The organism is Actinosynnema sp. NPDC023587, from assembly GCF_040640215.1.
GTDB lineage: Bacteria > Actinomycetota > Actinomycetes > Mycobacteriales > Pseudonocardiaceae > Actinosynnema.
Map to the genome: position 1 here is coordinate 934,924 of NZ_JBFABG010000001.1, position 12,376 is coordinate 947,299.

The following is a 12,376-nucleotide window of genomic DNA, read 5'->3' on the forward strand; positions in this document are numbered from 1 at the left end:
CAGGCGGATGGCTTTCACCTGGTGGTCTTGATCTGCAACGGGTCGGTCTCGGCGGGCTTGACCGGCTCGACCCGGGGCGACTGCGACGGCACGTGGTGCTCCCGCTCGAACTGCTGGTGGTCGCGCGACATCTCGTCGGCCATCTGCTGCTGGATCTGCCGGTCCCGGATGCGGCCGAGGATGACCATCGTCACCCCGTGCACCAGAGCCAGCAGGAGCAGCACTATGCCGAGCTTCACCACGACGTTCTTCGCCGCGTCGCCGGTGTCGACGTCGATGATGGAGACCAGCGCCAGCAGCCCGAGCACCACGAGGTGGAACAGCACGGTGGCGAGCGCGGTCATCGACTTGGCGGCCTCGGGGTCGCCGTAAGCGCGGCGCATGTACGCTCGCCCGCTGCGGTAGATGAGCTGGCCGTCGATCAGCACCAGCACCACGCCCAGCAGCAGGAACACCGCGTAATCCTGTCCCATGACGTGACCTCCCTCTCGGCTCGGCGAATACCCCCGAGGGCCCGTTCACAAACCGCTCCTCACCCGGTCGTGGCACGATCTGCGCGTGACCGCCCAGGCGCACCAGCTCGCCGGCCCGCTGTCGGCCGCCGTGGCGAACCTGTGCGCCGGGCTCCGGTCCCAGGTGTCCCCGAACACCGCCGCCGGGTTCCAGGAGGTGCTGCGCCGGCTGTCCGCGCCGCTCCAGGTGGCCGTGGCGGGCCGCATCAAGTCCGGCAAGTCGACCCTGGTCAACGCCCTGATCGGCCGCCGGGTCGCGCCCACCGACGTGGGCGAGTGCACCCGGCTGGTGACCCGGTTCCAGTACGGCACGGTGGACCGCATCGAGGTGGTGTTCACCGACGGCCGCAAGCAGGTGCTCCCGTTCGACGCGAACGGCAGCATCCCGGCCGAACTCGGCGTGGACGTCGGCGACGTCTCGCACATCGAGGCCTACCTGACCAACGCCGTGCTGCGGGACCTGACCGTGATCGACACGCCGGGCCTGGGTTCGCTGGACGCCGCGTCGGTCGCCCGCACCGAGACGCTGCTGGGCAGCGAGCTGGACCCGGTGTCGCGCAACGCGGTGGCCGGCGCGGAGGCCGTGCTCTACGTGGTCACGCAGGGCGTGCGCGGTGACGACCACCAGGCGCTGGCCGCGTTCACCGCCGCGACGGCCGGCCGCGAGGCGGGTCCGGTGAACGCGATCGCCGTGCTGAACAAGGCGGACACCATCGCCGCCGAGACGGTCGAGGGCGCGGGCGGTGACACGTGGAAGGCGGCCGTGCTGCTCGCCGAGCGCCAGGCGCACACGCTCAAGCCCCGGGTCGCGGACGTGATCCCGGTGATCGGCCTGGTGGCGGAGTCGGTGGAGACCGGCGGGTTCACCTCGGCCGACGCGGACGCGCTGCGCAGGCTCGCCGAGCTGGACGACGCGACCCGCGAGACGATGCTGATCTCGGCGGACCTGTTCGTGACGTGGGAGTGCGACGTGCCGGTCGGCGTGCGCACCCGGCTGCTGGAGAAGCTCGACCTCTACGGAATCCGCTGCGCGCTGACCGCGCTGGACGCCGAGCCGACGACCACCGCGGGCGCGCTGCGCCGCAAGCTGCTCGACGCGTCCGGCCTGGCCGGCGTGCGCGGCGCGCTCAACGCGGTGTTCCGGTCGCGCGCGGACGGCATCAAGGCCGCCGCCGCGCTCGCGTCGGTGACCGCGCTGGCCGCCGCGTCCGGTGACCCGAACGAGCGGCAGCGCGTGCACGACGCGATCGAGGTGCTGCTGGCCAAGCCGGAGGCGCACCAGTTGCGGCTGCTGGAGGCGTTGACGCTGGTCGCCTCCGGTGCCGTCACGATGCCCACCGACCTGGCCGAAGAGGTGCTGCGGTTCGGCACCTCGCCGGACCCCGCCGAGCAGTTGGGGATGCGCGGCCGGCCGCACCCGGAGCTGGTCGCCCACGCCCTGGAGCGGGCGGGCTGGTGGCGGTCCTTCGCCTCGTTCGGCGCGACGCCCGCGCAGAGCCGCGTGGCGCACGTGGTGCACCGGGCGTACTTCCTCATCTGGCAACAACTGCGGGGGCGGCGATGACAAGCGGAACGGAATACCCGTCGGACGCGTCGGAGCCCGACGTGAAGACGACCATCGCCGGCGAGTTGTTGGACCAGGCGCTGGCGGAGCGGCGAGCCCTGGTGCAGCTCTGCCTGTACGCGCTGGACCGCGCCCGCAGCTCGGGTGTGGTGGAGCGGCTGGAAGAGGGCCTCTCCGGGATCGGGGTGACCGCGTGGCGTCCCGACGGCGAGCGCTTCGACCCGTCCCTGCACGAGGCCGGCGGCACGGTGCCGACCGACGACACGTCGTTGGACGGCACCGTCGCGGAGACCGAGGTGGTCGGGTTCGTGGACCGGGGGCGCACGTTGCGCGCGCCGATCGTGACCGTCTACACGGCGCGATGAGCACCCTCCCGCAGGCGGTCCGGCAGACCCGCGAACGCCTCACCGCCCTGGTTCGCGGCATCGACCCGCGAGCGGCGGCGTTCGTGGAGACCCGGCGCGGCGGCGCGGCGTCGGTGGTCGTGGTCGGCGAGACCAACCGGGGCAAGAGCTCGCTGGTGAACGCCTTGCTGGCGACGCCGGGGCTGTCGCCGGTCGACGCCGAGGTGGCCACCGCGACGTACCTGGTGTTCCGGCACGGCGCGGAGTGGTCGGCGCGCGCCTGCTACCCCGGGTCGATGTCGCCGGTGCCGTTCGACCGCGCGGAGCTGGTCAACTGGGTGTCGGCGGCGCACGAGCTGCCGGAGGGCATGTTGCCGCCCCGGTACGTGGAGGTGGACGCGCCGATCCCGCTGCTGGAGCGGCTGTCCGTTGTGGACACCCCCGGCGTCGGCGGGCTGGAGTCGGTGCACGGCGAGCTGGCGGCCGAGGCGGCGGCGTCCGCGACCGCGCTGCTGTTCGTGGTGGACGCGTCCGCGCCGTTCACCCGCGGTGAGCTGGAATTCCTCACCACGGTGGGGGAACGCGTCGAGACCGTCGTGTTCGCGCTGACCAAGGTGGACCAGTACCGCGGGTGGCGGACCGTGCTGGAGGCCGACCAGGCGCTGCTCGCCGAGCACGCGCCGAGGTTCGCCGGCGCGACGTTCCACCCGGTGTCGTCGCGGATGTTCGAGCTGGCGTCCACGGCGGCGAACCCGGACGCGGCGGCGATGCTGCGCGAGCGGTCCGGGATCGGCGACCTGCAAGGGGCGTTGCAGGAGCTGGTGGTCGGCCGGGCGGCGATGCTCGGCGAGGCCAACGCCCTGCGCGCGCTGGCCACCGTGCTCGACGAGCTGGTCGCGCGCGGTGAGGCGGACAAGCGGGCTTTGTCGTCGGGCGAGGAGGAGGCCGAGACGCTGCGCGCGCGGCGCGACGAGCTGAACTCGCAGCGCCGGTCGTCCACCCGGAGTTGGCAGGTCCGGTTGCGCGGCGAGGTGCAGCGGGCCCGCGTCGAGGGCAGCCACGAGGTCAGCCGCCAGATGCGGGACGTGCAGACGTGGTTCCGGACGGCGATCGACGCGGCGACCCGCGAGCAGTTGGCCGGGCTGCCGCAGCAGGTGGACGTCGCGTTGCAGGTGGTGTCCGGCCGGATCAGCGGCGGTCTGGGCGTCCGGTTGTCCCGGGTGGCCGACTCGGCGCTGGCCGACCTGTTCTCGGCGGAGGAGCTCGCGGTGATCCGCGGCCAGTTCGCGCGCGGCGTCACGCCGCCCGTGGTGCTGCGCCCGCCGGAGAAGCGCGCGCCGACCGCCGAGGACAAGTTGCTGGTGTTCATGGGGGTGTCCGGCGGTCTCGGCGCGGGCCGGCTGGCCGCGCTGCCGCTGGCCGGCCTCGGCGTCGCCGCGCTGAACCCGATCGTCCTGCCGGTGACCATCGTGCTGGGGTTGGGCGCGGGCTGGTGGATGGCCCGGACCAGGAAGCACTCGGCGGACAAGCAGCACCTCAAGCAGTGGCTGTCGGACGCCATCGCGGACGCCCGGTCCACCGTGGACCAGCTCGTGGCCGAGCAGCTCATCGAGGCCGAGCAGCAGCTCTCACTGGCGCTCGACGACGCGCTCGGCAAGCGGGTCGACGCCATCGAGGCGGACTTGCGCGAGGTCGACAAGGCGCTGCGGATGGAGGCCGGCGAGCGCGCCAAGGCGCTCGGTTCCGCCACCCGCCGGCTCGCCGAGCTGCGGGCCGGCCGGGCGAAGGTGGACGAGCTGCTGGAGCGGATCAGGGCGCTGCGCGACCGGGTCTGAGGCGGTTGACAGGTCAAGCGGTTGCGTGATCGGTCCCTGACAACGGGTGACGCGGGTTCCCCCGCGGAACCGAATCGGCATAACGTGAGTCCTACCGGTACTTGAGCGCAGGAGGTGGGTTCCGGGTGTACGTCGACGAGACAGGCGCGACCGATGGCGAGCTGAAGGTCACCGTCGAGGACGAGGAGTACACCGCCGAGGCGACCTACGACCTCAACGACGACGGCATCGACGAGAGTGCCGTGGTGGAGACCGACGACGGCGGGCACCTCGCGTTCAGCGACACCGACGGCGACGGTGACGCGGACCTGATGAGCACGTTCGACAAGGACGGCGACCTGGTCGGCCAGGCGAAGTTCGACGAGCGGTCCGGCGAGTGGATCGCCGTCGACCCGGACGACGACCACACCCGGCAGACCAACGCGAACGCCGGCAAGCCCATCACCGTGGACGTCGAGAGCGGCCCGGACCAGGAGGTCGGCCCGGCCACCGAGGACACCGACGGCGACGGCCGCGCGGACACCGCCGTGGTCAAGGACGCCGAGGGCGACACCTGGCTGTTCACGGACTCGGACGGCGACGGCGAGGCCGACATCGCCACCGAGATCACCGCCGCCGGCGAGGTCACGATGTCCAGGCACACCGGCGACGACGAGTGGACCCAGGTCGAGCACGGCAAGATCGACTCGACCGGCAAGTACGTGCCGGACTCGAAGAACGGGCTCGACGGCGACGAGGTGTGGTCCGGCGGCGCGGGCGGCGACGAGAAGGTGACGGTGTCCGGCGTGGTGCGGATCGACTCCGTGACGGGTCAGTGGATCAGCCCGAACTGATCAGTCGGGTGCGCGCCGACCTCTGGTCCGAGCACGGGTTCTTCCTGATCCGTGCCGACGAGGGGGAGATGGGCCACCCGCTGCCCGAGTTCTTCGACCACCCGCTGCCGCTGTGCGGCGTGGTGGCCGACGCGGTGTTCTTCCTCGACTACACGGGCTTGCAGTCCGTGGACTGCGACGTGGAATCCTGGTCCGGGCCGCCGGCCGAGCCGGACGGGTACGAGGAGCAGGCGGAGGTCGAGGTCGTGCTGAGCACGCCGACGTTCTCGCTCTGCGGCCCGTTCGACGAGGGCGTGGAGGGCATCGCACTGGCCCGTGCCGGGAAGCAGCACCTCCGCGTGCACTGCACCGGCCGCGACGAGGCCCGTCGCCGCTACCAGGCCGACCCCACGGCCGACCTGGCCGGCGTCGAGCACTGGCGAATCCAGATCTGGCCCGCCTGACCGGCCGTGCCGCGATCCGGGGTGTCGGACACCGGCAGGAGCACGGTGCAGCCCTCGGGGACCCGGTCGGTGAGCGTCACCGTGGTACCGGAGGCGTTCGGGAAGTCCCACTCGGAGCCCTGGTAGGTCCGGCGGCGTCCAAGCCCGCGCGGCTTCTTGTCGTACCTGTTCTCGGCTCCATCCACAGGTCTGTCCACACCTGTGGAGAACTCGAACAGATGTTCGACGCAGTCTAAGGGCGCACCGAGGCGAGGAGGGCCTTCCAAGCGCGAGGGGTGAACGCGAACCACGGTCCGCAGACGTTCTTCGAGTCACGTACCCGCACAGCACCCTCGTCAAACCGCACTTCGACACAAGCATCGCTCGTTGCGGCGCTTCGGCTGCTTTTGATCCATCCGGTGTCGTGGGTCATGGCCACCTCTCGACGTGTCTAGCGCTGGATGAACGCCCGCCAAGTGCGTGCCCGGAACCGGAACTGCGGCCCGGTGGGGTTCTTGGAGTCCCGTACGAGCACGTGGATGTCGGTCAACCGCACCTCGACGCAAGCGTTGCTGCCACCGGAACTGCGGCTGCTCTTGATCCATCCGGTGTCGCGCGTCATCGGCTCCCCTTGATCCTCTCGACCAGCAGCGCACGGGTGTCTTCGTGGCTCAGCGCCAACTCCTCGACCCGCTTGAACAACCGCTGCATCGGCTCGATGTCCTCGGGCTGATCGTAGAAGGTCGCAGGGCCGTGCAGAACAGGCGCGAACATCACGGGCATGGCGTGCGGGAAGTCCAGCACCACAAGACCCCCGCCCAACGCGGGGTTGTCGACAGCGGTGTTCGGGACGATCCGGACGCTCAGCGAGGGGTGTCGCTCGGTCAACTGGAGCAGGTGCAACACCTGGCCCCGCATCACGGCCGGCCCGCCGATCGCGTGGTCCAGGGTGTCCTCGGTGAACACCACGCGGATGTCCTTGGGGTCACCGGCTTCCAGCACCCGCCGCTGGTGCTCCTGCCGGAACGCGATCCGCTCGCTGGTCTCCTCCTCCGAGTCGTCCCAGTAGATCGAGTTCGACAACGCCATGATCGCCCGGACGTACTCCGGCGACTGGACGAGCCCCGGGATCACCCCGCACTCGTACCAGTCGATCTCACGCGCGGCGGCCTGGAGTTCGCTCAACCGCTGGAACGGCTCGGGCAGGTTGTCCACGTACGCCCGGCGAGGTGCGCGCCGCCGGGCCGCCGCACCGAGCGCCAGCACGGTCTCCCGCTCCGGTCCGCGCACGCCGTAGAAGTCGAGCAGTTTGACCAACTCGTCGGGGCCGAGCCCGCCCTTGCCGTTCTCCACCTGGCTGAGTCGCCCGCCGGTCCGCCCGATCGCCGCCGCCGCTTCACCCTGCGAGCGGCCGGCCCCGGTGCGGAGCCGGGTCAGCGCCAGTCCGAGTTGCAGGCGCTCGACGGTCGACCTGGCCGTACCCATTGATCACTCCACCCCATCGGGTAATAGCTCAAAGTCTTATTCAACTCTAAACTTTGAGATGTAGCTCTCCGTACTCGATCACATACAACCAGTTGGGAGGCCGTGATGGCCGACGAGGTGTCCGGACGTCGTGAATGGCAGGTCCGGTGTGCGACCGACCGGGGTGCGCCCGCGCGCTGCTCGATCGAGGTGTCCCGGGGTGTCCTGGAGATCTTCGGGCCGGACGACCGCTTCGCGTTCAGCCTCGACCCCGACCTCATCCCCGACTTCCGCACGTCCCTGGACGAAGCCATCGCCCGCGTCGAAGCGGACCTTCCCGTCGTCTGACCCCGTGTGCGATCCTTTGTAACAAGGGGTTGATACAAAGGGGGTAGGCGTAGTGGAGAGCGCACTCTTATACGGCCTGGGTGGTTTGGCGGTCCTGCTCGTCCTGTGGCCCACGCGCTCCGGTGCCAACCGGTTCCTGCGCCGCTGGGGCATCGCCGAGCCGACCGGGCAGCAGGAATCGATCGCCGTCCGCTACCTCCGCAACCGGCGGTTGCTCTACCCGCCGCTGCTCTTCCTCGTCCCCTCCGCCGCCGACGCGCTCGCCGGTCTGCTCGGCTTCCCGCCCCCCGAACCCGGTCTGCTCCAGAGTTACGCGGCCCTGATCATCGCGCTGCTGCTCGCGGAAGCGGTGGCGGCGGTGCGGCCGGTGCGCGGCCTGCGGGTCGCGGCGCTGGCTCCGCGCCGCTGGCACGACGTGGTTCCCCGCACAGCGGTGGTCATCCTGCTCGCGCTGTTCGCCGCTGCTGCGCTGCTCGCCGTGGTGGACCTGCTCGCACAACCGGTGCTGCGCCGCGTCGTGTCGTCGGCCAAGGGCTACTCGCCGGAGCACCTGGACCACGTCCTCCGGCCCACCGCCGTCCCGGTGCTGGCCGGCGTGGTGATCGGCGCGGCGGCGGTGTTCGGTGTGGTCCGGTTGGCGGTCCGGCGCGCGCCTACCGGCGATCCCGGGTCGGACGCGGTGCTGCGCACCCGGAGCGCGCGGGTCGCGGTGGGGCTCGGGATGGCGTGGGCGGGGTCGCTGCTGACCGCCGCCCCTTCCCGGCTCTTGGCCGTCGACGGCCTCTTCGACGGCGTCCCGGACACCGCTCCCGCCTGGTTCGCGGCCGTCCCGGCGCTGAGGTGGCTCGGCCTGCTCGTGTTCGTCGTCTCGCTGGGCGGTTGGATGTGGGTGGTGAACCCGGCGAAGCGCGACCTCCCGGTGTCGAACGAGGGGGTGCGTTGATGTCGCTCGTGGCGTGCGTCCGGGCCGCGCCGTGACCGGCTCGCGGTGGGTCGTGGTCGACCCGGACAACGGGGTGCCGCCGTGGCGGCAGATCCGCGACCAGCTCGTCCACCTGATCCGGTCGGGCGCGCTGTCGGCCGGTACGCCGTTCCCGCCGATCCGCCAGCTCGCCCGCGACCTGGGCCTGTCGGCGGGCACGGTGGCGCGCGTCTACCGGGAGCTCGAAACCGGCGGACTGCTGGTCACCGCGCGCCGCCGGGGCACGGTCGTCGCCGACCTGCCGCCGCACGCCTCCCCGCCCGACCCGCTGGCCGACGCCGCCGCCCGTTTTGTCGCGGAAGTCCGTGCGCTGGGTGGCGATGAGCACGCGGCGGAAGCGGCTGTGCGCGCCGCCTGGTCGGACTGACAACAACCCGGACAATTTCCGTGCAATTCTTGCACCACGGTGTGAGAGCGCTCTCACAGACGTCTCGCCACGTCACGGGTTCGCAACCGGGAGGTGTGGTGGCCGACGCACCCGCCGGCTCTTGCATTCTGGCAACTAAAGCGCAGGTCACAGTGGGGTTTGTGATGATCGGGTGCTGAATCGATTCCAGAATCGGTTTTGTGAGGGAGCCGACAGGACAGACAGGCGTTACCGGGGATTAACCCGGCTAACCTCCGTCTATCCCTTAACGGCACGCCCTCCACCGGGGCGGGCGAAGCCATTCCCGAGGACGTCCCACCCGGACAACGGCGTCCACCGTGGGCCGGCGCGCAGCTAGGAGACGAGACGAGATGACGGCAGTGACCATTCCCGGTCTCGACCAGGCACCGACCAACCACGCGCGGCTGCTCTCCTGGGTGCGCGAGGTCGCCGATCTCACCTGCCCCGACGAGGTCGTCTGGGCCGACGGGTCCCAGGACGAATGGGACCGCCTCACGGCCAAACTGGTGGACGCCGGCACGTTCGTCCCGCTGAAGAAGAAACCCAACTCGTTCTGGGCGGCCTCGGACCCGACCGACGTGGCGCGGGTGGAGGAGCGCACCTTCATCTGTTCCGTGGACGAAGCCGACTGCGGCCCCACGAACAACTGGATGGACCCCGCCGAGATGAAGGAGCTCATGACCGAGCTCTACCGGGGTTCGATGCGCGGTCGGACGATGTACGTGATCCCGTTCTGCATGGGCCCGCTGGACGCCGAGAAGCCCATGCTGGGCGTGGAGATCACCGACTCCGAGTACGTCGTGGTCTCGATGCACATCATGACCCGGATGGGCAGCAGGGCGCTGGCCCGCTTCGGCGAGGACGGCGACTTCGTCAAGGCGCTGCACTCGATCGGCGCGCCGCTGGAGCCGGGCCAGGAGGACGTCCCGTGGCCCTGCAACGAGACCAAGTACATCACCCAGTTCCCCGAGGAGCGGACGATCTGGTCGTTCGGCTCGGGCTACGGCGGCAACGCCCTGCTGGGCAAGAAGTGCTACTCGCTGCGCATCGCCTCGGTGATGGCGCGCGACGAGGGCTGGCTGGCCGAGCACATGCTCATCCTCAAGCTGACCTCGCCCGAGGCCAAGGTCTACTACATCGCGGCGGCGTTCCCGAGCGCGTGCGGCAAGACCAACCTCGCCATGCTGGAGCCGACCATCCCGGGCTGGAAGGTCGAGACCCTGGGTGACGACATCGCCTGGATGCGCTTCGGCGAGGACGGCCGCCTCTACGCGGTCAACCCGGAGAACGGCTTCTTCGGCGTCGCGCCCGGCACCGACTACCACACCAACCCGAACGCCATGCGCACCATCGAGAAGGGCAACTCGCTCTTCACGAACGTCGCGCTGACCGACGACGGCGACGTGTGGTGGGAGGGCATGGGCGAGCCGCCCGCGCACCTCACCTCGTGGAAGAAGCAGGACTGGACGCCCGACAGCGACGAGCTGTCCTCGCACCCGAACTCGCGCTACTGCACGCCGATCGCGCAGTGCGACATCAAGGCCCCCGAGTGGGAGGACCCGAACGGCGTCCCGATCTCGGCGATCTTCTTCGGCGGTCGCCGGGCGACGACGATCCCGCTGATCACCGAGTCGCGCGACTGGCAGCACGGCGTGTTCATGGGTGCCACGCTGTCCAGCGAGACGACCGCCGCCGCCGTCGGCCAGGTCGGCGTCGTGCGCCGCGACCCGATGGCGATGCTGCCGTTCATCGGCTACCACGCCGGTGACTACTTCCAGCACTGGATCGACACCGGCAAGTCGGCCGACGCCGACAAGCTGCCCAAGATCTTCTACGTCAACTGGTTCCGCCGGGGCGAGGACAAGCGCTTCCTGTGGCCCGGGTTCGGCGAGAACTCGCGCGTGCTGAAGTGGGCCATCGAGCGCATCGAGGGCAAGGCCGCCGCGCGGGAGACGCCGATCGGCCACGTGCCGACCGCCGACGAGCTGGACCTCTCGGAGCTCGACGCCGTGCACGAGGACATCGCGGCGGCGCTGAACTTCGACGCCGACGAGTGGCGGGCCGAGATCCCGATGATCGAGGAGTGGTTCGCGAAGATCGGCGACAAGGTGCCGACCTCGCTGCGCGACGAGCTGGAGGCGTTGAAGCTCCGCCTCGGCTGAGCCCGCCGCCCGTGACCGGGCGCGCCGGACGTGTGCTTTCGGGAGACCCGGTGGACGACGACGTCCACCGGGTCTCTTTTTGATCACCCGCGGTGACTTCGGGCCGGTCCCGAGGTACCAAGGAGGGGTGGACCAGCAGGACGACTTCCTCGGCGGCCTGCACTTCGACGGGCACCGGGACGTGCGGGTCGGGCCGCAGACCGGGATCGTGCGCTACTACCCGGTCGGACCCCCGGCCGAGCCGCCGGACGACCGCCGCGCGTCGCCGTGGTGGCACGTCCTGGGCGTGCTCGTCGGCGCGGTGGGGATCGTGGTGGCCGCCTTCGCGTGGGGCTACGGGATCGACCAGTTCGACGAGGTCCGGGTGCGCGGCCTGGTGGGCGTGGGACTGGCGGGTCTCGTGGTGGGGTCGATGACCGCGGGGCGGCTGTCCCCAGCCGCTCCGCTGACCGCCGGCGTGCTCGCCACGGGTGCTTCGGTGGCCGACGAACTGATCGTGCTGCCGGTCTTGCCGGTGCTCAGAGCGGTGCTGGAGAGCGGGATGCCGTTCGGCTTCGGGGTGCTGCTGCTGGTGCTCGCGTTCCGCCGCCGCTAGTTGTCCACAGGTTGTGGATGAAGCTGTGCACAGGCTGTGGACTTCACCGGCTCGGGGTGGCCGGCCACCCGTCTCACGCGGGCAGCGCTCTGGTGCCCAGTCCCCACAGCCGGCCGGTGAACGGGCGCGTCGCCTCGGCGTAGCAGACCGCCGTGGTGAAGCCCTCCGACCACGCCTGCGAGCCGAACGAGCGCCACGACGCGAACACGTCCTGGCGGTGCGCGCCGAGGTACCCGGCCACCGCCGTGGCGCAGTGCTCCCGGGCCTTCTCGTCGACCTGCTCCCGCGACGGCGTCGGATCGCCGGGCTTGCCCAGGGTCAGCACGCCCGGCACCGCCTCGGCCAGGTGCGGGCCGTCGCACAGGGTGATCCGGGCGTCGGCGTCCTTGCTCGGCGAGCCCTGCGCGCAGAGCTGGACCTGGCCGAACCCCGCACCCCGGAGCAGGTCGCGCACCACGCCGGTGCGCTCGCGGCGCTGTCCGTCCGGGCCGAGTTCGACCACCGCGCACAGCCGCCAGCGGTGGCCCGCCGCCCACCCGTCGCGGCTGGGCCACAGGATGTGCGCCTGGAGCCGGGTCGCATCGTGGTCGGGGCTGCCCAGGTAGGCCGCGACCGCCTTGCGGCAGCCCGAGATCCCCTGGCGGCGGAGGTCCCGCTCACTCGGGTAGTCGCCACCCATCCCGGTGAACTCGCCGAGGCCGACCGTCTCGGCCTCGTGCGGTTGGGCGCAGTCCACGACGACCAGCGCGCCGTCGGTGCACTGGCCGGTCTTCGGCAGGTCGCGCGCGGCCGGGGTGAGGGACGGCCGGACCACCTCGTCCCGGGGCGACCCGGCGACCTGCGAGGTGCACGCCGTGGTGCAGGCGAGCGAGAGCACGAGCAGTCCGATCATCGCCCGCGTGATCCGCACGCCCGTCAGACTACTGC

At 71.1% G+C, this 12,376-nt stretch carries 15 protein-coding genes; 10 read left to right on the forward strand and 5 right to left on the reverse strand.

The genetic code is table 11. The features are described from left to right. Positions 1-14 precede the first annotated feature (14 nt). Complete coding sequence (locus AB0G01_RS04665; RefSeq protein WP_360939638.1) at positions 15-473, reverse strand: hypothetical protein; 459 nt, start codon at positions 471-473, stop codon at positions 15-17. A gap of 85 nt (positions 474-558) precedes the next feature. On the opposite strand from AB0G01_RS04665, the gene AB0G01_RS04670 reads away from it, so the two are divergent. The 5 genes from AB0G01_RS04670 (at position 559) to AB0G01_RS04690 (ending at position 5,531) form a co-directional block, all read left to right on the forward strand. Beyond that, complete coding sequence (locus AB0G01_RS04670) at positions 559-2,076, forward strand: dynamin family protein (RefSeq protein WP_360939640.1); 1,518 nt, start codon at positions 559-561, stop codon at positions 2,074-2,076. Beyond that, the gene (gene grpE / locus AB0G01_RS04675; protein WP_360939642.1) at positions 2,073-2,441 is read left to right on the forward strand and encodes a nucleotide exchange factor GrpE; all 369 of its coding nucleotides are present in this window, start codon (positions 2,073-2,075) and stop codon (positions 2,439-2,441) included. The genes AB0G01_RS04670 and grpE overlap by 4 nt, the downstream gene beginning before the upstream one ends. Next, positions 2,438-4,255 (forward strand): dynamin family protein, encoded by a 1,818-nt coding sequence (locus AB0G01_RS04680; RefSeq protein ID WP_360939644.1) that lies wholly within the window; start codon positions 2,438-2,440, stop codon positions 4,253-4,255. Before grpE ends, AB0G01_RS04680 begins: the two co-directional genes overlap by 4 nt. A gap of 125 nt (positions 4,256-4,380) precedes the next feature. Continuing rightward, positions 4,381-5,088: a hypothetical protein gene (locus tag AB0G01_RS04685; RefSeq protein ID WP_360939646.1), complete on the forward strand. Its 708-nt coding sequence runs from the start codon at positions 4,381-4,383 to the stop codon at positions 5,086-5,088. Further along, positions 5,070-5,531 carry a hypothetical protein gene (locus AB0G01_RS04690; protein WP_360939647.1) on the forward strand — a complete coding sequence of 154 codons (462 nt, stop codon included), beginning with the start codon at positions 5,070-5,072 and terminating at the stop codon, positions 5,529-5,531. Before AB0G01_RS04685 ends, AB0G01_RS04690 begins: the two co-directional genes overlap by 19 nt. Positions 5,532-5,763: 232 nt before the next feature. On the opposite strand, the gene AB0G01_RS04695 is transcribed toward AB0G01_RS04690, so the two are convergent. The 3 genes from AB0G01_RS04695 to AB0G01_RS04705 are packed head-to-tail and all read right to left on the reverse strand — an operon-like array spanning position 5,764 to position 6,995. Next, entirely contained in the window at positions 5,764-5,943 is a 180-nt protein-coding gene (locus tag AB0G01_RS04695) for a DUF397 domain-containing protein (protein WP_360939649.1), read from the reverse strand. 18 nt (positions 5,944-5,961) lie between these two features. After that, positions 5,962-6,132, reverse strand: a complete 171-nt coding sequence (locus AB0G01_RS04700; RefSeq protein ID WP_360939651.1) for a DUF397 domain-containing protein — start codon at positions 6,130-6,132, stop codon at positions 5,962-5,964. Then, positions 6,129-6,995: a helix-turn-helix transcriptional regulator gene (locus AB0G01_RS04705; protein ID WP_360939653.1), complete on the reverse strand. Its 867-nt coding sequence runs from the start codon at positions 6,993-6,995 to the stop codon at positions 6,129-6,131. Before AB0G01_RS04705 ends, AB0G01_RS04700 begins: the two co-directional genes overlap by 4 nt. A 105-nt stretch (positions 6,996-7,100) precedes the next feature. On the opposite strand from AB0G01_RS04705, the gene AB0G01_RS04710 reads away from it, so the two are divergent. The 5 genes from AB0G01_RS04710 to AB0G01_RS04730 all read left to right on the forward strand — a co-directional run bounded on the left by AB0G01_RS04710 (position 7,101) and on the right by AB0G01_RS04730 (position 11,449). After that, complete coding sequence (locus AB0G01_RS04710; protein ID WP_360939655.1) at positions 7,101-7,322, forward strand: hypothetical protein; 222 nt, start codon at positions 7,101-7,103, stop codon at positions 7,320-7,322. Between the two features lie 85 nt (positions 7,323-7,407). Beyond that, complete coding sequence (locus AB0G01_RS04715; RefSeq protein WP_360939657.1) at positions 7,408-8,265, forward strand: hypothetical protein; 858 nt, start codon at positions 7,408-7,410, stop codon at positions 8,263-8,265. Between the two features lie 31 nt (positions 8,266-8,296). Next, on the forward strand, positions 8,297-8,671 hold the full coding sequence (locus AB0G01_RS04720; protein WP_360939659.1) for a GntR family transcriptional regulator: 375 nt from the start codon (positions 8,297-8,299) through the stop codon (positions 8,669-8,671). Positions 8,672-9,042: 371 nt separating this feature from the next. After that, on the forward strand, positions 9,043-10,854 hold the full coding sequence (locus AB0G01_RS04725; RefSeq protein ID WP_360939661.1) for a phosphoenolpyruvate carboxykinase (GTP): 1,812 nt from the start codon (positions 9,043-9,045) through the stop codon (positions 10,852-10,854). Positions 10,855-10,981: 127 nt separating this feature from the next. Further along, positions 10,982-11,449 carry a hypothetical protein gene (locus tag AB0G01_RS04730; RefSeq protein WP_360939663.1) on the forward strand — a complete coding sequence of 156 codons (468 nt, stop codon included), beginning with the start codon at positions 10,982-10,984 and terminating at the stop codon, positions 11,447-11,449. Between the two features lie 73 nt (positions 11,450-11,522). On the opposite strand, the gene AB0G01_RS04735 is transcribed toward AB0G01_RS04730, so the two are convergent. Continuing rightward, a complete protein-coding gene (locus AB0G01_RS04735) occupies positions 11,523-12,359 on the reverse strand; it encodes a septum formation family protein (RefSeq protein ID WP_360939665.1) in 837 nt (278 codons plus the stop codon). Between the last annotated feature and the right edge of the window lie 17 nt (positions 12,360-12,376).